Origin of the sequence: Neisseria elongata subsp. elongata, assembly GCF_900113545.1 — a bacterium.
GTDB lineage: Bacteria > Pseudomonadota > Gammaproteobacteria > Burkholderiales > Neisseriaceae > Neisseria > Neisseria elongata.
In genome coordinates this window covers 206,651-230,879 of record NZ_FOPS01000003.1, presented here as the reverse complement: position 1 = coordinate 230,879, position 24,229 = coordinate 206,651, and the positions used below count along the sequence as shown (strand labels likewise).

At 56.2% G+C, this 24,229-nt stretch carries 22 protein-coding genes and 1 riboswitch; of the genes, 7 read left to right on the top strand and 15 right to left on the bottom strand.

Annotation, left to right across the window (positions count from 1 at the left end; genetic code table 11):
- Positions 1-172: 172 nt before the first annotated feature.
- The gene (gene nhaC, locus BM261_RS04690; RefSeq protein ID WP_074895615.1) at positions 173-1,549 is read right to left on the bottom strand and encodes a Na+/H+ antiporter NhaC; all 1,377 of its coding nucleotides are present in this window, start codon (positions 1,547-1,549) and stop codon (positions 173-175) included.
- Positions 1,550-1,852: 303 nt separating this feature from the next.
- Between nhaC and BM261_RS04685 the strand changes: the two genes are divergently transcribed.
- Together BM261_RS04685 and BM261_RS04680 are read left to right on the top strand one after the other, a co-directional pair.
- Complete coding sequence (locus tag BM261_RS04685) at positions 1,853-3,877, top strand: OPT family oligopeptide transporter (protein ID WP_074895613.1); 2,025 nt, start codon at positions 1,853-1,855, stop codon at positions 3,875-3,877.
- Between the two features lie 177 nt (positions 3,878-4,054).
- Complete coding sequence (locus tag BM261_RS04680) at positions 4,055-4,405, top strand: PepSY domain-containing protein (RefSeq protein WP_074895611.1); 351 nt, start codon at positions 4,055-4,057, stop codon at positions 4,403-4,405.
- A gap of 70 nt (positions 4,406-4,475) precedes the next feature.
- On the opposite strand, the gene lptG is transcribed toward BM261_RS04680, so the two are convergent.
- The 4 genes from lptG to BM261_RS04660 all read right to left on the bottom strand — a co-directional run bounded on the left by lptG (position 4,476) and on the right by BM261_RS04660 (position 8,064).
- Positions 4,476-5,546, bottom strand: coding sequence for an LPS export ABC transporter permease LptG (gene lptG, locus BM261_RS04675; protein ID WP_074895609.1), 1,071 nt, complete (start codon positions 5,544-5,546; stop codon positions 4,476-4,478).
- Positions 5,543-6,655, bottom strand: coding sequence for an LPS export ABC transporter permease LptF (lptF, locus tag BM261_RS04670; protein WP_074895607.1), 1,113 nt, complete (start codon positions 6,653-6,655; stop codon positions 5,543-5,545). The genes lptG and lptF overlap by 4 nt, the downstream gene beginning before the upstream one ends.
- 114 nt (positions 6,656-6,769) lie before the next feature.
- Complete coding sequence (locus BM261_RS04665) at positions 6,770-7,228, bottom strand: hypothetical protein (RefSeq protein WP_074895605.1); 459 nt, start codon at positions 7,226-7,228, stop codon at positions 6,770-6,772.
- A 380-nt stretch (positions 7,229-7,608) separates the two neighbouring features.
- A complete protein-coding gene (locus BM261_RS04660; RefSeq protein WP_074895603.1) occupies positions 7,609-8,064 on the bottom strand; it encodes a hypothetical protein in 456 nt (151 codons plus the stop codon).
- A gap of 194 nt (positions 8,065-8,258) precedes the next feature.
- Between BM261_RS04660 and BM261_RS04655 the strand changes: the two genes are divergently transcribed.
- The 3 genes from BM261_RS04655 to BM261_RS04645 all read left to right on the top strand — a co-directional run bounded on the left by BM261_RS04655 (position 8,259) and on the right by BM261_RS04645 (position 11,866).
- The gene (locus BM261_RS04655) at positions 8,259-9,674 is read left to right on the top strand and encodes a leucyl aminopeptidase (RefSeq protein WP_074895601.1); all 1,416 of its coding nucleotides are present in this window, start codon (positions 8,259-8,261) and stop codon (positions 9,672-9,674) included.
- 97 nt (positions 9,675-9,771) lie between these two features.
- On the top strand, positions 9,772-10,908 hold the full coding sequence (locus BM261_RS04650) for a hypothetical protein (RefSeq protein WP_143095751.1): 1,137 nt from the start codon (positions 9,772-9,774) through the stop codon (positions 10,906-10,908).
- Between the two features lie 271 nt (positions 10,909-11,179).
- Positions 11,180-11,866 carry a Sir2 family NAD-dependent protein deacetylase gene (locus BM261_RS04645; RefSeq protein ID WP_074895597.1) on the top strand — a complete coding sequence of 229 codons (687 nt, stop codon included), beginning with the start codon at positions 11,180-11,182 and terminating at the stop codon, positions 11,864-11,866.
- A gap of 79 nt (positions 11,867-11,945) precedes the next feature.
- On the opposite strand, the gene BM261_RS04640 is transcribed toward BM261_RS04645, so the two are convergent.
- The 4 genes from BM261_RS04640 to tsaB form a co-directional block, all read right to left on the bottom strand.
- On the bottom strand, positions 11,946-12,290 hold the full coding sequence (locus tag BM261_RS04640; RefSeq protein WP_074895595.1) for a hypothetical protein: 345 nt from the start codon (positions 12,288-12,290) through the stop codon (positions 11,946-11,948).
- 134 nt (positions 12,291-12,424) lie between these two features.
- Positions 12,425-13,201 carry a uracil-DNA glycosylase family protein gene (locus BM261_RS04635; RefSeq protein WP_074895593.1) on the bottom strand — a complete coding sequence of 259 codons (777 nt, stop codon included), beginning with the start codon at positions 13,199-13,201 and terminating at the stop codon, positions 12,425-12,427.
- A complete protein-coding gene (gene rimI, locus BM261_RS04630; RefSeq protein ID WP_074895590.1) occupies positions 13,195-13,638 on the bottom strand; it encodes a ribosomal protein S18-alanine N-acetyltransferase in 444 nt (147 codons plus the stop codon). The genes BM261_RS04635 and rimI overlap by 7 nt, the downstream gene beginning before the upstream one ends.
- The gene (tsaB, locus tag BM261_RS04625; RefSeq protein ID WP_074895710.1) at positions 13,635-14,318 is read right to left on the bottom strand and encodes a tRNA (adenosine(37)-N6)-threonylcarbamoyltransferase complex dimerization subunit type 1 TsaB; all 684 of its coding nucleotides are present in this window, start codon (positions 14,316-14,318) and stop codon (positions 13,635-13,637) included. Before tsaB ends, rimI begins: the two co-directional genes overlap by 4 nt.
- Before the next feature lie 382 nt (positions 14,319-14,700).
- Between tsaB and BM261_RS04620 the strand changes: the two genes are divergently transcribed.
- Positions 14,701-15,897, top strand: a complete 1,197-nt coding sequence (locus tag BM261_RS04620) for an amino acid aminotransferase (protein WP_074895588.1) — start codon at positions 14,701-14,703, stop codon at positions 15,895-15,897.
- Positions 15,898-15,977: 80 nt separating this feature from the next.
- On the opposite strand, the gene BM261_RS04615 is transcribed toward BM261_RS04620, so the two are convergent.
- From BM261_RS04615 to BM261_RS04590, 6 genes are all read right to left on the bottom strand, one after another.
- Entirely contained in the window at positions 15,978-16,766 is a 789-nt protein-coding gene (locus BM261_RS04615; RefSeq protein WP_074895586.1) for a thiazole synthase, read from the bottom strand.
- Between the two features lie 60 nt (positions 16,767-16,826).
- Complete coding sequence (thiS, locus tag BM261_RS04610) at positions 16,827-17,021, bottom strand: sulfur carrier protein ThiS (protein ID WP_049225600.1); 195 nt, start codon at positions 17,019-17,021, stop codon at positions 16,827-16,829.
- Positions 17,022-17,127: 106 nt separating this feature from the next.
- Positions 17,128-17,745 (bottom strand): thiamine phosphate synthase, encoded by a 618-nt coding sequence (gene thiE / locus BM261_RS04605; protein ID WP_074895584.1) that lies wholly within the window; start codon positions 17,743-17,745, stop codon positions 17,128-17,130.
- 16 nt (positions 17,746-17,761) lie between these two features.
- Entirely contained in the window at positions 17,762-18,409 is a 648-nt protein-coding gene (locus tag BM261_RS04600; protein WP_074895582.1) for a nuclease-related domain-containing protein, read from the bottom strand.
- A gap of 73 nt (positions 18,410-18,482) precedes the next feature.
- On the bottom strand, positions 18,483-19,550 hold the full coding sequence (locus tag BM261_RS04595) for a WG repeat-containing protein (protein WP_074895579.1): 1,068 nt from the start codon (positions 19,548-19,550) through the stop codon (positions 18,483-18,485).
- Between the two features lie 140 nt (positions 19,551-19,690).
- A complete protein-coding gene (locus BM261_RS04590) occupies positions 19,691-20,785 on the bottom strand; it encodes an FAD-dependent oxidoreductase (RefSeq protein WP_074895576.1) in 1,095 nt (364 codons plus the stop codon).
- Positions 20,786-20,892: 107 nt separating this feature from the next.
- Positions 20,893-21,002: riboswitch (TPP riboswitch) on the bottom strand.
- 190 nt (positions 21,003-21,192) lie between these two features.
- Between BM261_RS04590 and BM261_RS04585 the strand changes: the two genes are divergently transcribed.
- Positions 21,193-24,198, top strand: a complete 3,006-nt coding sequence (locus BM261_RS04585; protein WP_074895573.1) for a type I restriction endonuclease subunit R — start codon at positions 21,193-21,195, stop codon at positions 24,196-24,198.
- Positions 24,199-24,229 lie beyond the last annotated feature (31 nt).

Here is a 24,229-nt window from a genome sequence, read left to right as displayed (position 1 = left end):
TTGTTTTGACAAGCGGTCAGTATAACAAAATTCGGCCGCCCTTGCCTTTTCAGACGGCCTATACGGGATGCGGCCCCGCCGTGGTTGCCTGCGGGGCGTATCGGATGCGTTTATCCGGAAAGGCCGTCTGAAAATCTGAAATACGGTTTCAGACGGCCTTTTTGTCCCGCCTTTATTTTTTGCTCAGGGTCAGGCCTGTCCAGCCGAACAGCAGGGTCAGTATCAGGCTGAGGTAGCAGAAGAAGGCGTAGGGCAGGTAGTTCAATACGGGAACGCCCAAGGCGTTGGCAATGAATACGCCGCAGACGCTCCAGGGAACGAGGGGGTTGATGACGGTACCCGCGTCTTCCAGTGTGCGCGAGAGGTTGCGCGGATGCAGGCCGAGTTTGTCGTAAACGGGTTTGAAGGTTTCGCCCGACAGCAGGATGCTGAGGTATTGTTCGCCGATTAAGACGTTTACGCCCACGGAGGTGGCCGCCACGCTGGCGGTGGCGCGTCCGGCGGTGGTGAGGAAGCGGCGCATGCCTTCAAGCAGGCTGGGGATGATGCCCAGCGAGAACATCAGTCCGCCGAGGCTCAGGCCGAGGATGACGATGGTCTGGGTGAAAAACATGCTTTCCAAACCGCCGCGCGATACCAGTTTGCCGATTTTGTCGAATTCGCCTTCCAGTGAGAAGCCGCTGTAAAACCAGCCGCCGAGTTTGGCCAAATCGGGCGTGCTGTGCAGGTAGGTGATGGCGACGGAAACGGCGATGGTTGCAATCATGGCCACGACGGCATTGACGCGGCGGACGGCCAGTACCACCAGCAGGGCAAACGGTATCAGCGAATAGGCATGCACCAAGCCTGAGGCTTCGAGCTGTTGGCGGAAAACGGCGGTGCTGTTCAAGTCGTTGGCCGCGGCGGCGGGCAGCAGCCAGCCGGTAAACAGGGCGGTCAGTATCCAGGCCGGAACGGTGGTGTAGGCCATGTTTTTAATGTGTTCGAACAAATCGATGCCGACAATGGAGGCGGAAATGCCGGTGGTGTCGGACAGGGGCGACATTTTGTCGCCGAAAAACGCACCGGAAACGATTGCGCCCGCCGTCATCGCCAAATCGGCGTGGAAGGCTTCGCCCATGCCAATAAAGGCCACGCCGACGGTGGCGCAGGTGGTCAGGCTGCTGCCGATGCTGACGCCGATCAGCGAGCTGAGGACGAAGGCGGAAAGATAGAAATATTCGGGCGAAATGAAGCCGAAGCCGTAATACATCAGCGTGGGAATCGAGCCGGACATCATCAGCGCGCTTACCATCAGGCCGATGAAGAAAAACAGGTAAACCGCGCCCATGCTCTGACTGAGCGAGGCCGCCATGCCGCGCTGCATGTCTTCATATTTCAAACCGCGCAACAGGCCGTACACCAAGAGGGCGGTAATGGCGGCGATGATGGTCATATGGGGCAGCCAGCCGAGGGCAATAATGGTATAGCCCATGGCGGCCACGACTGCCGCCGCAACGGCGAAAGCTTCTTTGCGCGGCATCTCAAGCAGGGGTTTGAAGGCAAACACTGGTTTCTCCGTCTGAAAAAGCAATAACAAATGAATGATGTATTGTAGCCGATTTATATGACGTTTACCCGACTTATCTCTCTTTTTACCCGTTTGAAGGCATTTGGCGGGCGGCGTTTCGGCCTGCGGGGCGGTTTCAGACGGCCTGAAACCGCCGATCCGGCCTTTGCATTTTTGGATAAAACTTGACATTTCCTTGCAATCGCAACACTATGCCGCGCATGCCGCCGCAAAGTCCGTGCTTTTTGCCCTGAGGATGCGGCCCGTATCTTGAAAAATACATTGTAAAAAGGCTTTACGACCATGACCCAACCTTCCCACGATCCTTATGCCGACTACCGCGAGCTGACGCTGCGGGGCATGATACTCGGCGCGCTGATTACCGTCGTGTTTACCGCGTCCAACGTTTACCTCGGCCTGAAAGTCGGCCTGACTTTCGCTTCGTCGATTCCGGCGGCGGTGATTTCGATGGCGGTTTTGAAGTTTTTCAAAGGCAGCAATATTTTGGAAAACAATATGGTGCAGACGCAGGCTTCGGCAGCGGGTACGCTTTCGAGCATTATTTTCGTCCTGCCCGGCCTCTTGATGGCCGGCTACTGGAGCGGTTTCCCGTTTTGGCAGACTGCGCTGCTGTGTATGGCGGGCGGTATTTTGGGCGTGATTTTCACCGTACCGCTGCGTTATGCGATGGTGGTGAAAAGCGATTTGCCTTATCCGGAAGGTGTGGCGGCGGCTGAGATTTTGAAGGTCGGCAGCCATGAAGAAGGACAGGATGAAAAAGGCGGCAGCGGCATCAAAGAACTGGCGACCGGCGGCGCGCTGGCAGGTGTGGTGAGTTTCTGCACCGGCGGCTTGCGTGTGGCGGCCGACAGCGCGAGTTATTGGTTTAAGAGCGGTGCGGCGATTTTCCAACTGCCGATGGGCTTTTCGCTGGCATTGTTGGGCGCAGGCTATTTGGTCGGGCTGACGGGCGGTATCGCCATCCTGTTGGGCATCTCGATTGCCTGGGGCGTGGCCGTGCCGTATTTTTCGTCCGGCGTTCCGCAGCCCGCCGATATGGAAATGGTGGCGTTTGCGATGAAGCTGTGGAAGGAAAAAGTACGCTTTATCGGCGCGGGTACCATCGGTATTGCGGCGGTTTGGACGCTTTTGATGCTGATCAAGCCGATGATAGAAGGCATGAAAATGTCGTTCAAAAGCTTCGGCGGCGGTGCGCCCGCAGCGGAACGCGTGGAGCAGGATTTATCGCCTAAGGCCATGATTTTCTGGGTGTTGTCCATGATGTTGATTTTGGGCGTATCTTTCTACCACTTTATCGGCGATTCGCACATTTCCGGCGGCATGGCATGGTTGTTGGTGATTGTGTGCACGCTTTTGGCTTCCGTCATCGGCTTTTTGGTGGCCGCCGCCTGCGGTTATATGGCAGGCTTGGTCGGTTCGTCTTCCAGCCCGATTTCGGGTGTGGGGATTGTGTCGATTGTGGCGATTTCGCTGGTGTTGCTGCTGGTGGGCGAGTCGAACGGTTTGATGGCGGACGAAGCCAACCGTAAGTTCCTGCTCGCGCTGACGCTGTTTTGCGGTTCGTCCGTTATTGCGGTGGCTTCGATTTCGAATGATAACCTGCAAGACTTGAAAACGGGTTATCTGATGAAGGCGACGCCTTGGCGGCAGCAGGTGGCGTTGATTATCGGCTGTATCGTCGGCGCATTTGTGATTTCGCCGGTGTTGGAGTTGCTGTATGAAGCCTACGGCTTTACCGGCGCGATGCCGCGCGAAGGCATGGACGCGACGCAGGCCCTGGCCGCCCCGCAGGCGACTTTGATGACGACGATTGCCACAGGTATCTTCTCGCACAATCTACAATGGGATTATATTTTTATCGGCGTCGGTATCGGCGTTGTGCTGATTGTGGTTGATTTGGTGTTGAAAAAATCGTCCGGCGGCAAGCTTGCGCTGCCCGTATTGGCGGTGGGCATGGGTATTTATCTGCCGCCGTCGGTGACTATGCCGATTGTGGCGGGTGCGCTGTTGGCGGCGGTATTGAAGTATGCGGTCGGCAAAAAGGCGGAAAACCGTGAAGGCCGTCTGAAAAACGCCGAACGCATTGGTACGCTGTTTTCGGCAGGCCTGATTGTCGGCGAAAGCCTGGTCGGCGTGGTAATGGCCTTCATCATCGCCGTTTCCGTGACCAACGGCGGTTCGGACGCGCCGCTCGCGCTTGATTTGGAAAACTGGGATACGGCGGCAAAATGGCTGGGCTTGGGCTTTTTCGCAGCCGGTGTCGCACTCTTTGCCCGACTGGTGTTGAAGGCAGGGCGCGAAGCTTAGTGCTTTAAATAGGATAGGCCGTCTGAAACAGAGCTTTCAGACGGCCTTTTGTCGTAAAACAGCTGCTTTGGGCAGATGCTAATCTTACGCTAATCCATTGGACGTATCATGCCCCTTGCCGTATACAACGGCTGATAACATCACGCCGACACAAGGCGCAACCGAAAAGGAAAAACGATGAAATTCAAACATACTCTGATTGCCGCCCTTTCCGCCTTTGCCCTGCTGGCCGCCGCGCCCGCCTTCGCCGACGATGACGATTGGTACGATGATGATGACTACCGTCCGCGTTACAGCCAAAGCTATAAGGCGAAAAGATCCAAGTATGCACATGGCCGCTACATCAGCTATGCACAGGCGAGACGCGCCGCACTCTCCCGTATCGGCGGGCGTGTAAAAGACATTGATTTCGACCGTGATGACGGTTATCCGCATTATGATGTGGAAATTATCAAACGCGGGCGCGAATACAACGTGAAGGTCGATGCCCGTACCGGTCGCGTGGTTTCAGTCCGCCGCGACGACTAAACCGGATGGAAATAAGGCCGTCTGAAAACCTGAAATACGGTTTTCAGACGGCCTGTTTTTATATTTGCGTTTAACGCCTTTCCTGCTTCCGTATCAACCATACCGCCCATGCGGCGAAGGCTGCGGTGGGCAGCATGGCGGCGGCAAAGGCGGGTACGCCGTAGAGCTGGCTGGTGAAGCCGAACAGCCGTCCGGCGAAATGGAAGGCCAGGCCGAGGCAGATGCCGGCGAAAAGTTTCAAGCCCATGTTGCCGTGGCGGGTGGATTGCGGGGTGAAGGCGAGTGCGACCAAGGCCATGACGACGGTGGCGACGGGGTACATGAGCTTGCGCCACCATTCGATTTTGTAGTTGTCGGCCTGTTGCTTGTTGTCTTCAAGATGCTTGATGTATGCGGTCAGCGCGGTGAGCGACATTTGGTTGGGATTGACCAGCAGTACGTCGAGCAGGCTGCCGCGTATGCCCGCCTGCCAGTATTCGCCGTCGTGTTTTTCGGTACGGACGCGGTCGCCGTCCAAGATGCTGCGGCGGACGTTTGCCAGTTTCCAGCTTCCGTCTGCCGCGATGACGGCGGATTCTGCCTGCCAGCTTTCGGCCAGTTTGAAGTTTTGGTCGTGGCGGAAGACTTTGATGCCGCGCAGGCTTTGGTCGGGCAGCATTTCGCGCACGTTAATGATGTTGTTTTGCTCTTTAATCCACAGCCCTTCCGCGCCGGTGCTGATTTTTCCGTTTTTGGCCGTGGTTTTCAGGTTTTGGGCGTAGCGGTTGGCGGCGGGGGCGACGCTTTCGCCGAGAAGGGCGGTGGCGGCGGCGAATATCAGGCCGAACCCGAGCAGGATGGCGATGATGTTGGCGGTACTCATGCCGCTGGTTTTGATGACGGTCATTTCGCTGTTGGCGGCAAGCCGGCTCAGGGCAATCAAGCCGCCAATGAGTACGGCCAGGGGCATCATCTGGTAGGCGTGGTCGGGGATTTGCAGCAGGACGTACTGCATCATTTTGATGCCCGTGTAGCCGCCTTCGCCCACGCCGCCCACTTCGGCAACGATGTCGAAGAAGCTGTATAGGGCAAGCAGGGCAAACATGGCGTACAGGGTGGTGATGCTGAGCTGTTTGATAAGGTAGCGGGCGATGAGTGTCATGATGCGCGGCCTTTCAATGCGGCTTTCAGGGCTTGGGCGAAGGGTTGGGCGGGCATGGAGCGCACGCGCAGCAGGATGACGGCGGTGGCCAGCATGATGATGTGTATGGGCAGGAAACCCGTCCAAAAGCCCAGTTTGCCGTTTTCTATGGCATTACGCAGGAAGGTTAAGCCGTTTTGGTAGATGAGGAATAAGCCGATGGCAAACAGGATGTTGTAGGTGTGGCCGGTGCGCGGGTTGAAGTAGGACAGGGGGACGGCCAATATGCTCAATATAAGTGCGGCCAGGGGCAGGCTCAGCCGCCACATGAGTTCGGCGCGGTGCTGCGGGTTGTCGCTGCCGATGAGTTTGGAGGTCGGGATGGTGCGGCGGTGGTCTATCGGATTGATGATTTTCGGCGTGGTGCTGATGATTAGGTTGAGACGCTCGAAGGAGACTTGGTTGTAGTCGGCTTCGCCCGGGATGCCGCCGTAGCGGTAGCCTTGGGTCAGTTCGAGCGTGCGCTTGTTGTCGGTGAGCGAGAAGCGGCCTTCTTTGGCGAAGATGATGTTTTCGCGGCCTTTGTCGTCTTGTTCGCGTAAAAACAGGTTTTTCATGATGCCGGAGCCGGTATCGAAGGTTTCCACGAAGTAAACGCGGCCGTTTTTCTTGCCCAAGGTGCGGAATTCGCCTGCTTCAACCATCGAGAGTTCTTGTTTTTGTTTTAGGATTTCGGCAAATTCGCGGCTTCGCAGTTCGGCCCACGGCAATACGGAAAGCTGCATGGCGGCCACCAGTGCGGCAAACGGTAGGGCGAATGACAATACGGGGCGCACCCACTGCCGCAGCGACAGGCCGCAGGAAAGCCAGACGGACATTTCGCTGTCGCGCCAGAAGCGGGTCAGGACGGTGAGTGTGGAGATGTAGGCGGTTAAAACGAGCAGCAGCGGGGTCATGCCCAATGTCCAAAAGCCGATGAGCGCGGCTACGGCATCCACCGCCACGCGCCCGTCGGCGGCACGGCCGAGCAGGTTGATGGCCTGCGTGGAAACGAGCACGGCCAGGATGACGACGAAGATGCCGATGGCGGTAAAAGTGAGTTCTTTGACGAAGTTTTGTCGGTATATCATGGGCAGATGTCTTCAAAGGCCGTCTGAAAAGTTTTCAGACGGCCTGCGGTTTGATGGGCGGTCTTTTGCACAAATCCATATATCGGGTTGCGCTTTCATTTGCAGCCAAACGGCTTATCGGCAGTCTTTCGCACTAATCCGCACCGGTTTGAATTTTTTCCCATTGGCGGTAGTGATGCGGTATTCGAAGGCGTAACGGCCTATCTTCATCAAATCGCGCGTGTCGGCTTCGGCACACATCTCGCTGCGCACCATTTGTGCAACCTCGCGCTCCATTGTCGATTGAAAATTGCTCATGATTGAATTTTGATCGGGTTTTGCTTTTGCCGATATCACGAAAGTGTCGTCCGAACTGCGGTAGCGGATGTCGATAACATGGATATGCGAATACTGTGCATCCATATTTTTATTCATATTCTTCTGCTGCATTTCCCTGGCGGCCTCCCGGCCCAAATTGTCGCGCTCGGCGGCAGTCAGCCCGGAGAAAAACCGTTTCAGGTCATCGGACATGCCTTCGGCGGAAAACGCAGCCAGCGGCAGGGCGGTCAAGAGGACGAACAAGGCTTTTTTCATGATGTTTTTTCCCTAAGTATGCAAAGATTTATCGGCAGTCTTTCAATTGGTAACCCATATCAGTTCGGGCATGCTTTAATCGTTGTCGGTGGTTATACGGTATTTCATTGTATTGCCGTCGTTCGCCATCAAACCGTGCTGCTGACGAATATCGCAAATACACCCGAGGGGTTGATGGCTTAGCGCAGATACGGGATGGGTGGTATGACGGTAAAGATAACCTTTGGCGAAGCTTTGCCAATATATTCTGTATTTCTTCTTTTCTTAAGTCGGCGGCGGCAATCGGGTAAAAACCATTTCAAAAGTCATATGAAAACAAGGCGTAAACAGAATTAGAATCCGAAAAAGCTTTTTCAAACGGCCTTATCCCTACCTAAATCTCAACAATCCCGGGCACTGATGTGTATCGGAGAAGACAACGCCCTGCCGTTGCGCGCGAGCACGCGGTATTCCACCGAATAACGCCCGTGCACCATTAAATCGCGCATATTTCGGCTACGGCAGATTTCTTTTCTGCCTTCCTTATGGAGCATGGCATCGAGCTTGCGCCGTCGTGCGGTATCGAGCACTTTCGGACTGGCGATTTTCTTCAATATCAGCGTATACACAAAAGTATCGTCAGAAGCACGGTAGCGGATATCCGCCACCTTCGTGTCTGCATCTTCCTTCAACTCCGTTCGGCGCAGATTGGCTGCGGCCTCGCGCCCTGCTTCATCGCGCTGGCGGGCATTCATATGGGAAAGATCCTGTTTCTGCTGGGCACTAGCCCCTCCCCGGCAGCCGCCAGCCGCCAGCGCAACTGCCAAAACAGATAAGCAAACAAACATCTTGTTCATAACAGCTCCTTATAGCTCCTTTTGGGGGATTTTATTTTCAATTGAAAATGCATATGCCGTTTTCAAGAAATATTCTAAACCTGCCGCTTGCCTTCCCTCAAGCTTCAAGGAACAGGGTGTCGGGCATAGGATGAAGATTCACGGTAAAATAACGCTTCCGCCGTTTTTCAGACGGCCAACCGAAAGGAATAAAAATGCAATTTAGCACAAAAGCCGCCGCCTTGCAGCCGCATCAGGAAGGCGCATTGCTTTATATCTGCCGCAATCGTGAAAACGCACCCGATAACGAAACCGCCCGCCTGCTGCTCGAATCGCTGGCCGAAGGCGAACGTTTTGCCGCCGCCCAAACCGCCGAATCGGGCAAACTGAAAGCCGTGGCGGTCGCACTGCCGGAAAACGACGGCCGCGACGCGCTTGAAAAAGCCGCCGCCGAAGCCGCCGCATGGGCGCAAAAACAGGAAAACCCGCACATCAGCCTGAACGGCTTCGACCAAAACCAAGCCGCCGAAGCCGCCGAAATCTTCGCGCTCGCCTTCGGACAGGCCGCTTACCGATTCAACCGTTTCAAAAAAGACGCGAAAGCCGCCAAACTCGACGGCGCAACCTTCCACACCGAACACGCCGACACCGTGCAAACCGCCCTGAATTGGGCCGAAGCCCAACTCTACGGCATCAACCTGTGCAAAGACCTGGGCAACACTGCCCCCAACGTCTGCACCCCGAAATATCTGGCCGACACCGCCCGTGCCGAAGCCGAAAAATTCGGTGCGGCCGCCAAAATCCACGATAAAGACCATATCCGCGAACACATGGGTTCATTCTGGTCGGTGGCCAAAGGCAGCGCGCAAGACCCCTACCTCATCGAACTGCACTGGCGCGGCGCGGCCGACAAAAACGCCGCCCCTGTCGTACTCGTCGGTAAAGGCATCACCTTCGACAGCGGCGGCATCTCGCTCAAGCCGGGCGAAGCGATGGACGAAATGAAATACGACATGTGCGGTGCGGCAAGCGTCATCGGCGCATTCGTGGCCGCCGCCAAAGCCAAACTGCCCATCAACCTGACCGCCATCGTCCCCACCTGCGAAAACATGCCCGACGCGGCCGCCAGCAAACCCGGCGACGTGGTAACGGCCATGAACGGCACCACCATCGAAATCCTGAACACCGATGCCGAAGGCCGCCTGATACTGTGCGACGCGCTGAGCCATGCCGAACAGTTCAAACCCGCCGCCGTAGTCGATGTCGCCACACTCACCGGCGCGTGCATCATCGCACTCGGTCACGTTGCCAGCGGCCTTTTGACCAACACGCAGGAGCTGGCCGACGAAATCCTGACCGCATCGCGCCAAAGCGGCGACAAGGCATGGCAGTTGCCCCTGTTTGCCGAATACCGCGAACAACTCAAATCCAACTTCGCCGACCTGCAAAACATAGGCGGCCGCCCCGCCGGCACCATCACCGCTGCCGCCTTCCTGTCGCACTTCACGGAAAACTACCCGTGGGCGCATCTGGACATCGCCGGCACGGCGTGGAAGTCGGGTAAGGAAAAAGGCGCGACCGGCCGCCCCGTGCCGCTCTTGCTGCAATTCTTGCGCAACCGCGCCGAATAAGGCAAAAGGCCGTCTGAAACCCCGATTTGATGTTTCAGACGGCCTTTATCCTCATTCGCACCATATAGCCGCACATCACACACTACGGGAAGGAAAAATGATGAACCGGAAAAACAACCAACAATATTCGTCTATACCTGTTTCCGTCCAAACCACAAGCGGGCAGGTTTTCCCGGCTTCTCGGATACGCGCCGTCATCATGTTCCTGCTCCTGCTGATACTGATGACGCTGATTGCCGTCGTTACCGCCATTGCCTTCATCATCTATGGCATCCTGCCCGATTGGGCGGCCATTGCCGTCAGCCTGTTTATCTTCCTATTCGGCATCATTTACTCCGAAGGCATGTGGTTCGGCCTGACCTGCAGCCGTTTTGCAACCCTGACCAACGACCGGCTGGTGTTATACGGCGCATTCGGGCGCGAACGCTTCAGCTGCCCCACTGATTGGACGTTTGAATACCGTGTGATAAGTTCACGAGGTCTCTCATCTTCAGATAAAGTTTACCTGCGTGCCATCTCCCCCGATTGTCACGTCTACCGTTTTCGATTGGACTTGTGCCGCGACGAAGATACCCTTTTGAAAGCCTTGCAGGCACAAAGCAGCGAAGCAGTTTTTCAAAGAGCCTTGTCCGCCGAATACCGCCGCCTATTTGCCACCATGAACCCGCTGGGTGTAAGGTTTTTGAAAACCATATCCGTGGGATTCTACATCATTACAGTGCTGGCCTTTGTCTCGTACTTCTTCGTTCATCCCTTCAAACTGACTGCTGCCGCCTGGCAGCTTGCCTTGCTCATTACTCTTCTTATCTTACTGCCGTCTGCTTGGATGGTTCGCAAAGTATGGATGCACGAAACTGTTTTGGGCCTGCCCGCCCATCACTACCGCCGCCGCTCCGTTGTCGGGCGGATAACCGCAGCCATCATCATGATGACCCAAATCAGTTTAATCATACTGGTCATCGGTTTTATATCAACATGGTCGTTGGCTTCCATCCTTGGCCCGGCCAGCCTGATCGGCAGCAAATTTGAAACAGTGGAACAGGCACGTTTAGGTTCTGTGCATGACTGCGGCACGGGATGCAAAGAAGTGCCCGTCTGCATGCCGGCCGGCTACGGAATGTTTGAAGGTTACTGGCGAATCAGCTATTCGAACCGCATTCGCCAAGGCGGCACAGTGTGCGTCCGCGAAAGCAAACTGGCCTACGAACTTTATTTCGACTGCCCCGTCAAATAAAACCGGGCAGGCCGTCTGAAACCCCGTTTCCCGTTTTTCAGACGGCCTCTAATCGAATAATATATACCGCATGCCGCCAATTCCCTGTCGCAGCCATTACGCCCGCCCGCAACGACCAAACCCGTCCTGCGCCTGAAACCCGCATGTCCGCAGATTTGTACGAAGGCTGTTTGGATGAGGCGAAGATGCGATAAATAAGGTGGTGTACTGAATCGAACTGTCGGACACATAAGCGGCAGCCGACGGTAAATCAATCAACAAGGAACAAACCATGAAAAAATGCGTCGTCCTCACGGGGGCGGGCATCAGCGCGGAAAGCGGCCTGCAAACCTTCCGCGACAGCGGCGGCCTGTGGGAAGGCTACCGCGTGGAGGATGTCTGCACGCCCGAAGCGTTCGCCCGCAGCCCGCAAACCGTCATCGATTTCTACAACGCCCGCCGCCGTGCCGCTGCGGTAGCCGAACCGAACGCTGCCCATTTCGCGCTGGCCGATTTGGAACGCGCTTACGACGTACAAATCATCACTCAAAACGTAGACGACCTGCACGAACGCGCGGGCAGCAGCAAAGTCCTGCACCTGCACGGCGAACTGAACAAGCTCAGAAGCACGGTTGATGAAAACGAAATCCTGCCGTGGCAGGGCGACCAAACCTTGGCCGACCGCGACAGCCGAGGCCGACCGCTGCGGCCGCACATCGTCTGGTTCGGCGAAGCCGTGCCGCTGATAGAAGAAGCCGTTCGTTTGGTCGAAGCCGCCGACATCGTTATCGTGGTCGGGACGTCGCTGAAGGTTTATCCCGCCGCATCCCTGCTGCACTATGCCCGTTTCGGGGTGCCCGTGTACCTGATCGATCCCAAGCCGAACGCCGATGTTTCGGGCGTGGAAATCCTGGCTCAAACGGCGGTTCGGGGCGTGCCTGCACTGGTAGCGGAATTATTGCGGGCAGCCGAAAGATAAGGCCGTCTGAAAGCGCGGCCTGAACGGGGGAGAACCCGTTTGGCGGCTTTCAGACGGCCTGTCGTCAAACTGCGGCTTATCAATAACTGGTGGCGCAGAACTGTTCGTTTTTATTGGCATCTGCGGCGTAGCAGGTCAGTCCCATGCTGGCGGCGTTGCCGTTTTTCACTTGTCCGCCCGGTTTTTTATTCACCAGCGTTTTGCCGCTTTTCGCGTCGGTTTCCACCGAAACGGCCGGGCCGTTTTTCTGTTTCCAGCTCAGGCTGCCGCCGGTCGGAGTTTGGCATTTTTTCACCGAGCACGCCCCTTCTCCGGCGACGTTGCCGTTTTTGTAGTGCACGCACTGCTGGCCGCTTTCGGTGCAACCCGCGTGGGCAGCGGAGGCAAACAGGCCGCACAGGGCAAGGAATAAGGCTTTTTTCATCAGGTTCTCCTGGTTTGTCGAATAATGGCCGGTATGTTCCGGCAGATGGAATGGTACGCCGAAAAATGGGCGGGCGACAGTATCGGCAGCATGATAAAGGCCGTCTGAAAATTGTTCGGACGGCCTTTATGCTTTCAGACGGCCTCCAAATATTGCCGCAGCCGTTTCAATTCAGTCCATGCACGGGCTTTCAGCTGCGGCTGACGCAACATACGCGCGGGATGGGGGACGGTGAATACGGGCAGGTTGCCGAAGGTCGCGGCGACGGCTTCGGCGTTTTCCGGCTGTTCGAAAAACTGGCCGAGCAGCAAGACGGCGCGGATGCGGCCGGAAGCCGCTTCGTGGCGCATCCGTTCGGCGGCGGCCTGCAATCGGGCGGCATCGGGGGAAAATTCCACCGACGGCAGCCAGCTGGTGCGGCGGCAGTCGGCGGCGGTCAGGCCGATGGCGGCAAGCATGTTGTCGAGCAATACGCCGTCCGCACCGCTGAACAGGCGGCCTGCGGCCAAGTCGGCGGGGGCGGGGCAGATGCTGACGGCCAACAGGCGGGCGGCGTCGGCCTGCGTTTGCGGGATGATGCCGTCTTGTAGACCGTCTGACGGGGTGTTTTCGGTATTTGCGGCAGGCTCTGCGGGCTTCGGTACGGACGGTTCGCGGCTTTGCCTTCGGGACGCGCCGCCGATGGCGGCCAGGGTGGCGGCATGGGCGTTGCCTGACGGCTGTTTTGCATCCTCGCGGAGGGCGGCCGCCGGCTGCGGGGCCGTGCGAACCGTCGGGGCGGTATCAGAGGCCGTCTGAAAACGGCCGTCTTGCCCTTCGGCGGGCGGCGGCAGCAGGCGCGCGCCCTGTTTCAGCCACATCGGCCCCAAGCCGAGGGCTTCGTGCAGGTGCAGGTAGCGGCTTTCTAGCATGGTTTCTCCATCAATACGGCATCTTCCCGCGTGCCGTCGGGCAGGGAATAGTAGTCGCGGCGGCGGCCGCATTCGGTAAAGCCGTGCCGGCGGTAAAGGTTTTGCGCGGGCAGGTTGGCGGCGCGGACTTCCAACAGCAGCCGCCGTACCGATTGCGCGGCGGCGGCCTCGAACCAACACTGCATCAGGGCGGCGGCCAGGCCGAGGCGGCGGCTTTCGGGTGCGGTGGCGATGAGGTGCAGCTCGGATTCGCCGGCCACGGTCTGCCAAACGATAAAAGCCGCCGGCCGGCCTTGATGTTCGGCCAGCAGGACTGTGTCGAAACGGCTGTTTAAGGCCGTCTGAAACTGGGCGGCCGACCACGGCGCGGGATTGCCCGCACGGTCGATGGCGGCCAGCGCGGCGCAATCGGCGGATGTCGCGGGACGGATGTTCACGCCTGTTCCCCCGCCGCCCGCCGCGCGGCCTGTTCGGCGGCGGTCAGGGCGATTTTGTCGCGGACATACAGCAGTTCGGCATGGGCGGCATCGGCGGCGGGATAGCGGCCCGTGGCGGCCAGTGCGAGGTAGTCGGCGGCGGTCGGCATGGCGGGCGAGCCTGGGAAAGGCGGCGGGTCGTTCAGGGCGAAGGCGTTGCCGATGCCGTCTGAAAAAACAGTGCCTTCCGGCACGGAAATTTCGGCGGCGCGGCCGACGCAGTAGGGGCTGAGGCGGCGGCGGTTCGCGGTGTCGAACCAGGCGTAGAAGACTTCGCCCATCCGCGCGTCGGCGGCGGCCAGCACGCCGTGCCCTTGCACCAGATAGGCCGCCGCATCGAGTGACGGAATGCCGATAAGCGGTGTGCCGAACGGCGCGGCCAGACCCTGCGCCACGCCGATGCCGATTCGCAGGCCGGTAAACGCACCCGGCCCGCAGTTATAGACCACCGCACCCAAATCGGCGGCGGTAATGCCTGCTTCGGCGAACAGCCCGCCGATTTGCGGCAGGATGAGGTCGGACTGTTTGTTGCCGGCATCGGTGTGGCGCGACAGGATGCGGCCGTCGGTTTGCAGGGCGAGGGAAAGGAAGGAAGTGCCTGTATCGACGGCCAGCACAGGGCGGGAGAAATCGGGCTGCATGGCGGTTTTGCGGGTTGTTTGGTCGGGCGGTATTATAGCATTTTGCCGCCGCCGTTTTTCTTTCAGACGGCTTCTCCGTCCGGCAGCCATCCTTCCCGCCCTTTGTACACCGAGCCATTTTCGGGTAGCCTGCCCGCCGTTTCCCAACCCGGCTGATGATGCAGGCGCATATCGGGCGGAGGATGCGGCGCGTTTGCAGTATGGCCGCAAAGGCCGTCTGAAAGCCTGAAATACGGTTTTCAGACGGCCTTTTATTTTTACGGGCGCGCTGTTTTGTCTATATTCGGGGAGGATGCGTGTACCATGCGGACAGTACGCCCGGACGGGGCGATGCGGTAGAATCGGGTATCCAACCAACAAAACACAGAATCAGGAGAAAAATATGTTCCAACACGTCGAATTTTATCCCGGCGATCCGATTTTGAGCCTGGTAGAGACTTTTCAGGCCGACAAGCGGCCGGAAAAGGTCAATCTCGGTATCGGTATTTATTTGGACGAGGCCGGGCGGCTGCCCGTCTTGTCGTCGGTACGGACGGCGGAGGTTGCCCGTGCGGCCGTGGCGCAACCCCGCTCCTATCTTCCGATGGAAGGTTTGGAGGCCTTCAGGCACGGCGTGCAAAGGCTGCTGTTCGGCGCGGAGCACCCCGCTTTGCAGGAAGGGCGGATTGCCACCATCCAGACTTTGGGCGGTTCGGGCGCGCTGAAAATCGGTGCGGATTTTCTTGCCCGCTGGTTTCCCGAGGCCAAGGTTTATGTCAGCGATCCGACTTGGGACAACCATAAAGGCATTTTCCAGGGCGCGGGTTTCGAAGTCGGCGTTTACCCTTATTACGACCCGGCGACAGGTGGGCTGAAATTTGACGAAATGCTGGCCTTTTTTGCCGCCCTGCCGCGCAACAGCGTATTGGTGCTGCATCCGTGCTGCCACAATCCGACCGGCGTGGATTTGGACTGCGTGCAATGGGACAAGGTGCTGGAAGTGATACGGGCAAACGGCCTGATTCCGTTTATGGACATTGCCTATCAGGGCTTCGGCGACGGTTTCGAACAGGATGCCTACGCCGTCCGGCGGGCGGCGGAAATCGGCCTGCCGCTGTTTGCGGCCAATTCGTTTTCGAAAAACCTGTCGCTTTACGGTGAGAGGATAGGCGGATTGAGCGTGGTGTGCCCGACGCGGCACGAAGCGGAGCTGGTGTTCGGCCAGTTGAAATTCGGCGTGCGCCGGATTTATTCCAGCCCGCCGGCGCACGGCGCGTTTGTCGCGGCGGCGGTGATGGATACGCCCGAACTTTTTGCCGGCTGGCAGGCAGAGGTTACGCAGATGCGGGAGCGCATCAAAGCCATGCGGCAGCGTTTGTTTGATGAATTGGGCCGCAAGCTGCCGGAGGGCGATTTTTCCTATTTCCTCAAACAGCGCGGCATGTTCGGCTACACGGGCTTTTCGCCTGAACAAGTACGGCGTTTGCAGGAAGGGTTTGCCGTTTACCTGCTTGCTTCCGGACGGATGTGTGTGGCCGGATTGAACGAATCGAACGTTGGTTATGTGGCCGATGCCTTTGCCGAGGTGTGGTGTCAATAAGCGGCTGCTGACAAGAAAAAGGCCGTCTGAAAAACCTTTTGCGGGGTTTTCAGACGGCCTTTCTGATGATGAAGGCGGGTTCAATATTCCGCCGAATGCCAAAACGGCTGCCCCACAGTCGGCGTACTGGCTTGGGCTTTAGTTCGCGCTTCGACCGGTTCGGCTTCAAATGCCAGCCGTCCGGATTCGACGGCGAGTGCGAAGGCGCGCGCCATGTTGACGGGGTCGCCGCTGCGGGAAACGGCGGTGTTCAGCAATACGCCGTCAAAGCCCCATTCCATCACTTGCGCCGCCTGCGAGGGCAGGCCCAAGCCCGCATCGATAATCAGCGGCGTGTCGGGCAGGCGTTCGCGCAGGACGTTCAGCGCATAGGCGTGAACCGCGCCCAAACCCGTGCCGATCGGTGCCGCCCACGGCATCAGCGCCTGACAGCCCGCGTCAAGCAGGCGGCGGCAGGCAATCAGGTCTTCGGTGCAATAAGGCAGCACTTTGAAGCCGTCTTTAATCAGGATTTCCGCCGCTTCGACAAGCTGGAACACGTCGGGTTGCAACGTGTCGTCGTCGCCGATGAGCTCGAGTTTGATCCAATCGGTTTCAAACACTTCGCGCGCCATCTGCGCCGTCGTTACCGCTTCCTGCACGCTTTGGCAGCCTGCTGTGTTCGGCAGCACGGGGACGCCGCTTTCTTCCAACAGCGACCAAAACCCCTGACCGTGCGCCTCGCCTCCGCTTCCCGCACGACGCAGCGAGACGGTAATCATCGCGGGGCGTGCGGTTTGGACGGATTGTTTGAGGATTTCAGGGGTCGGGTAGGTGGCCGTGCCGAGCAGCAGCCGTGAAGGGAAGGTTTCTCCGTATAGGGTGAGCATGATGGGTTCCTTTGTAAGGTTGTTTTTGGGGACAGGGGTCGTCTGAAAAGGCAAAACCGCCTAGCCGCCGACCACCGGCCGCACAATATCGACTTTGTCATTTTCGTTCAAAACCGTTTCCGCATACGCGCCTTTGGCGACAAATCCGGTATTCACCGCTACGGCAAAAGGTTTTTGCGGCGCGGTTTGAGCGATGAGGTCGGCAACGGTTGTGCCGTGAAGTTCGACGGGTTCGCCGTTTAAGATGATGTTCATGGTTTCTCGATGTTTCTGTATTTATAGCGGGCTAAGTTTTGCCTACACGGTAAATTGAATCTTTTTCGCTTTCGCAGGCCGTCTGAAATTTGGTTTTCAGACGGCCTCATTCATCCCACAAAGCCTGAAAAGCTTTAACCACCGCTTCGGGATTTTCCGCTTCGGTCACGGCGCGGACGACGGCGAGTGAAGAAACGCCAGTTGCCAATACATCTTCGGCGTTGTTTAAATCGATGCCGCCGATGGCGACGACGGGCGTGCCGCCTGCCTGTTTCACATATTCGCGCAGTTTGTCCAAGCCTTGCGGGGCGGTGGGCATTTGCTTGGTTGTGGTCGGGAAAATCGCGCCGCTGGCGACGTAGCTGGGATGTACGGACAGGGCGCGGTCGAGTTCGGCGACGGAGTGCGTACTCAAACCCAAACGCAAACCGGCGGCGGCGATGGTGGCAAGGTCGGCGGTGTCCATGTCTTCCTGTCCGAGATGCACGCCGTATGCGCCCGCTTCTATCGCCTCGAGCCAATGGTCATTGATGAAAAGCTGTGTGCGACTGCCCTGACAGGCGGCGACGCAGCGGTCGATTTCGCGTTTCAATTCATCGCCGTGCAAGGTTTTGCAGCGCAGTTGCACCGTGTCGGCACCTGCTTTGACCATGCGCTCGACCCAATTGGCGGTGGGAACAACGGCGTAGAATTTGAGCGGGGATTTTAGGGACGGGAAGGTCATGGGGTGTCCTTTTAAGTTATCGCTGATGACGTTCTTGCAGGCGTTCGGTATGCGCCCGCAGTTTTTCGCCGTCGGCTTGGTATTCGTTTGAAGACAGCACGGCAGTTGCCGCCTCTATTTCCTGTTGCAGCAATAAGGTCGTCTGAAAACGTCTGATATAGGATGCTGCCTGTCTGATACGGCAGACATTCGGCGGCATTTGCGTTTTCAATTCACAATCACCGAGAAAAACCACCATCGAATGAAATTTTTCTTCCGGCAGTTGCAGCAGTTCGGATAATGCCTTGATGTGTGCGTAATTCTGGCGCAACGGATTTTGAAAGTAGTGTTTCTGCTTATAGACGACTTGTGTCCATTTCGATTGCTTCTCGCTGCCGAAAATCCAACCTGTGTAATTCTTGGTTTCTATGACAAATATCCCGAAAACCGAAACATAGATATGGTCGATTTGCGTCGTGCCGCTGCGGGACGGAATAATCAAATCGTGAAATTCGATATAGGTTTCTTCATCCAAATCTTTTCCGATTACTGAACGGACTGCCCGTTCGCCTATGCGTCCTTTCACTTTGGGGTTTTGGAGCAGCGCTTTCAAAAGAAGCAGGGGAATGACGAGCAGGAAAATCCAAAATATACCTGACAGGTTTCCCATTGCTTGTTCAATCATGACGTTTTCCTTTTTGTTTTATTGTTTAATGAAAGTGAGCCCGGTATAGCCATCTGATGAGGTCGTCTGAAACTCATTTCCTGCGTTTGAACAAGGCTTTTGCTTCGGGATAATCTTTCAAGCGAAACGGATTGTCGTTCCGACCGGTTTTCTGTTTTTCGGGCTGTTCGGCAAGTGTGGTGCGGATTGCGCGGCGCAGGTAGGTTTTCAGCGGAAGCGGTGTTTCTTCTCCGACAGGCAGGGCGAAGAGCCGTTTGCCGTCGGCGCCGGCGAGAAAACGTTCGCCTTCAACGGTGTTGCCTTTGCCGTCAAACAAGACGATTTCGTAATACGGATAGCCTTGAACTGGTGGCGACACGATTTCAAAGCGGTAGGCAGCGCGTTCTTCGGCAGTTTTGTATGGCGAATGGTGAACTGTTTCCAGTCCGACAATCAGGTTTTTGTAGCGGTTGATGCGTTGCAGCATATCGCGTTCGGCCGCGGTGTAGGTAAACGGGTGCGGATAAAATTTGCCGTTTCGTTCGATGTCGGAAGCGGCGCGGCGGGTGTCGCCGGGCGCAACGGTATTACCGCGCGCGTCCATCATGCCCCAAGTGCCGCCCTGTACGGCGGTATGTTCTTCGTCCACGCGCACTTCTCGGCAGCCGTCGCAAAATGCGGCATAGCCGTATTCAAACGGTCCTGCCCAATCGTGTTGGGCGGGCGTGACCAAGTTGCCCCCGCGGTCGGCAAAACCGACCTTGCCGTCTTTTGAAACATAGCGGCGTTTGCCTTCTGAAAAATAGTCTGAGGTCAAGTCGTACATCATCGGTTGATATAAAAACTTGCCCTGCCGCGAATGCAGGAAAAACGGCGAATAGGCAACTTTGCCCCGGACTTCTCGGCTGTTGTCGGTAAACAGCAACTCGCCGTCGGCGGTTTCGCCGTGTTTGACGTGTTCGCACATAAATTCGCAGTGGTATTGCGCAGGGACGATGATTTTGCCGCTTGTGGTTTTTGCACCGAATTTGCCGTTTTGTTTGAAATAAATGATTTTCTCGGCAGAACGCGGTTTGGGGTCGTCTGAAATCTTGGGCGCGGCAAGGGCGGCGGAGTGGGCGAGTAAGAGCGCAGGCAGTAAATACAGGGATTTCAGATTCATTGGAAACCTTGCTGATTTAAGTAGATTGATGACGATGAGGCGTTGGCGCGCCGTGCCCTATTATATTCATACAGGCTGGTGTCGGGGTGTACCGATTTGCTGTAAAACCTATGCCGCGACGTTTTCAGACGACCTCAAACTTATTTTCCAATATACGCCAAACCGCTTTCTTCATCACGTTCGGGCGCGTCTTTTCCGTCAAACAGAGTCACTGCCAATCTGACGGCGGCGGCGGTTACGGCGGGGGAAATCATGAAGCCGTGACGGAAAAGGCCGTTGATTTCAATCAGGCGTCGGGCGCGGCTGTAACGGATTTCGGGGTTGTGGTGGTTGAGCGTGGGGCGCAGGCCGGTGGCGATTTCGAGGATGTCGGCTTCGCCGAAGGCGGGGTGGACAGCATAGAGCGCGGACAAGAGTTCCAGTCCGGAACGTACGCTGGCGGGAGCTTGGCTTTCGCTTTCGATTTGGGTCGCGCCGATAATGAAGACGTGGTTTTCTTTCGGGGCGATGTAGAGCGGGTAACGCGGATGGAGCAGGCGCACGGGGCGGTTGAGCGTGATTTCGGGTGTATAAACCCGCGCCACTTCGCCGCGTATGCCGCGCAAGGTGCTGGTGTGTGCGGGGGATTGGTTCCACGCGGTTTTTGCGCCGTAGCCGCGGCAGTCGATCAGCCAGTCGTATTGGGCTTGCAGGTCTTCGGGGGCGCATTCGTGTTCCCAATGGCAAGGGACGTTCAGCCCGTCCAAAGCGTCGGCAAGTGCAGACAATATCTGTCGTCCGTCGAGCTGGCCTTCGGTCGGCAGGTAGATGCCGTCTGAAAAACGTCCGCCGAGTTGCGGTTCGCGTTTGGCGATGTCGTCGGCGCGCCAACGGACGATTTCGTCATCCGCTACGCCGCCGCGTTTGAGATGGCGGACGAACTCGCTGGATAATGGCTTGTCCTGCCCGTGCCACACAATCAGGCTGCCGTTTTCCTGCATCATGGTCGGCGTTTTCAGACGACCTCGTATATCGCGCCACAGCGGAATGCTCTGCCTGCCCAGTTTGATGACTTCGGGCGTAGCCTCGACCGCTTCCGCAGCAGGCGCGAGCATGGCGGCGGCAACATAAGCGGCGGCGTGTTCGCCTTTGCGCCCGCCCTTGTCAAAGAGGGCAATGGATAAACCTTGTTCTGCAAGTTGTAAAGCAGTCAGACGGCCGCAGAGGCCGCCGCCGAGAATGGCGATACGGGGCATGGTGGGTTCCTTTGCAGTGTTTGGGCAGTCGGGAAGACGAAAGACAAGACGGAAGCGGAATCCACCGAATGGCGGGAAATGCGAGAAAGGGAACGGAAGCCTGAAAAGGCGTTTGACAGCTTGTTTCCTACGCAGGCATTACCCCGACAGGTTCTACGGATTCCGCTGGCGCGGTCTCAGCTGTTTGCGGGAACAAGCAGCACTCCGACAAGAAGTTTTCAGTTTACATAAAATCAATTGCTTTGGCAAAGTCAGGTCGTCTGAAAAATGGGTTTCTACTATACCTGTTCAAGTAAGCCAACTGCAACAATCAAAAATTTTATTTTAAATTATCAATGTGGTAATGGTGTTGCCAGAGCGGGATTGATATAATTTCCAGCTTGCAAAGAATAGCTTGGAGAAGTCTGATGTCTCAAGTTCACAACGAAAATTCCCGTGTCAAAATCCCTGCCATTTTGCACCTGATGCGGTTGGGCTACGATTACCTCTCGCTCAAAAACGAAAATTGGGACAAACAAACCAACATCTTCCCCGAAATCTTTATAGAAAGCCTCTGTCGCATCAATCCCGATTTATCACCGGACGATGCACGCCGCCTGCTCGCTGACATACGCCTAGAGCTGGATAACGAAGACTTGGGTCAAAAGTTTTACGAGCGTCTAATCAATCAATCCGGCGGTAAGAAGCTGATCGACTTCCAAAATTTCAATAACAACAGCTTCCACGTTGTAACCGAATTGCCCTGCATCAATGGCGACGAAGAATTCCGCCCCGACATTACCCTGCTGGTAAACGGCATGCCTTTGGTCTTTACCGAAGTCAAAAAGCCCAACAACAAAGGCGGCATCGGCGAAGAGCGGGAGCGCATGGGCAAACGCGCGAAAAATCCCAAATTCCGCCGTTTCATCAACATCACCCAATTCATGATTTTTTCCAACAACATGAAATACGACGACGGCGCAACCGAGCCGGCGCAAGGCGCGTTTTACGCCTCGTCTGCTTACGGCAAGCCAGTGTTCAACTACTTCCGCGAAGAGCATAAATTAAATCTTGCCGAATTATTGAACACGCTTTCGGACGACCTCGAAAACAAAGTCCTGCAAGACAACAACCTGCCCGTTATCAAACACAGCCCCGAATTTATCAGCAATAAATCGCCCGATACGCCGACCAACCGCATCCTGACTTCGCTACTTTGCCGCGAACGCCTCGCCTTTCTCCTGCAACACGGGCTGACCTACGTTAAAGGTAACCAAGACGCGCTGCAAAAACACATCATGCGCTATCCGCAGCTATTTGCCACCCTCGCTATCGAAAAACATTTATTAAACGGCGGCAAAAAAGGTGTTATTTGGCACACCCAAGGCTCCGGTAAAACCGCGCTTGCCTATTACAACACCCGTTACTTGACCCACTATTACGCCAAACAGGGCATCGTGCCGAAATTCTATTTCATCGTGGACAGGCTCGATTTATTGAAACAGGCGCAGCGGGAATTTACCGCCCGCGACTTAATCGTCCATACCATCGACAGCCGCGAAGCCTTTGCTGCCGACATCAAATCCGCCCAAACCCTGCACAACCACGCAGGTAAAGCGGAAATCACTGTCGTTAACATCCAAAAATTCAAAGACGACCCCGATGTCGTCGCCCGTAACGACTACGACCTCACCATCCAGCGCGTCTATTTTCTCGACGAAGTACACCGCAGCTACAAGCCCAAAGGCTCGTTTCTTGCCAACCTCAACCAGTCCGACCTGAATGCCGTCAAAATCGGGCTGACCGGCACGCCGCTTATTGGCGTAACCGCAGGCAACGTTAACACCCGCGAGCTCTTCGGCGACTACATTCACAAATACTATTACAACGCCTCCATCGCCGACGGCTACACCCTGCGCCTGATTCGCGAAGCCATCAGCAGCCAATACAAAGCCCAATTGCAGGCTGCACTGGCGCAGCTTGAAGTCGAAAAAGGTAGCTTTGACCGCAAAGAAATCTACGCCCATCCGCATTTCATCCGCCCGATGCTCGACTATATCTTGGACGACTTCGCTAAATTCAGAAAAACCAACCAAGACGACAGCCTTGGCGCCATGGTCGTTTGCGACAGCGCAGAACAGGCAAGACAACTCTTTGACTATTTTCAGACGGCCTCAGACCGCAATCTCACCGCCGCGCTGATATTGCACGACATCGGTACTAAAGACGAGCGCGACCAATGGGTCAAAGATTTCAAAGCGGGCAAAACCGACATCTTGTTTGTGTACAACATGCTTTTGACCGGCTTTGACGCGCCGCGCCTAAAAAAACTTTATCTAGGCAGACTAATCAAAGCCCATAACCTTTTACAAACCCTGACCCGCGTCAACCGCACCTACAAATCTTACCGTTACGGCTATGTTGTTGATTTTGCCGACATTCAAAAAGAATTCGACAAAACCAACCGCGCCTATTGGGACGAACTTTCCAAAGAATTGGGCGACGAAATCGACAGCTACAACCAGCTTTTCAAAACCGTCGAAGAAATCGAAGAGGAAATCACCGGCATCAAAAACGCCCTGTTTGACTTCGACACTGAAAACGCCGAGGTATTTTGCAGTCAAATCAACCAAATAGACGACAAAAAACAGCTTCTCGCCCTCAAAAAAGCCCTGCAAACCGCCAAAGAGCTGTACAACGTCCTGCGACTGCAAGGCAGCCACGAATTTCTCGCGCATCTGGATTTTGACAAGCTCAATCTTTTGTACCGCGAAACCGCCGCCCGTCTGGATACCTTAAACCTCGCTGAAAAACTACAGCAGGGCGACACCGCCCATTTGCTCAATGAAGCGCTGGAAGACGTTTACTTCCAGTTCGTCAAAATCGGCGAAGCCGAACTCAAACTTGCCGACGATTTGAAAGACATCATGCGTAAAGTGCGCGAAGGGCTGGCGGGCAACTTCGACCAAGAAGACCCCGAATACATCAGCCTGCGTGAAGAGCTGGAACGCATCTTCAAGAAAAAGAACCTCGCCGAAGTCGGGCAGGAAGAAATGCAGGCAAACATCGCCACACTCGAAACCGTCTATGCCCGAATCAAAGAGCTGAACCGCCAAAACGACCTTTTACGGCATAAATACGGCGGCGACGCCAAATATGCCCGCATCCACAAACGCCTGCGCGAAAACCCTGCTCTCTACGGCGACAAACTCAAAGTCTTCAACGCGCTGAACGGTGTAAAAACCGACGCTGACCAAAAAGTGCTGGATATGGAGCAGATTTTGGACAACCAAAATTACTTTGAAAAACAAATGCAGGGCATCGTATTAAAACGCTTTAGAACAGAGCAACAATTCCCCGTTCAACCCGCAGACATCCAAGCCATCAACCGCCTGTTGGTGCGGGAATATTTAAAAGAAAGCGGGCGGATTTGAGGAAGTGGTTTCAGGTAGCCTTTACGGGCGT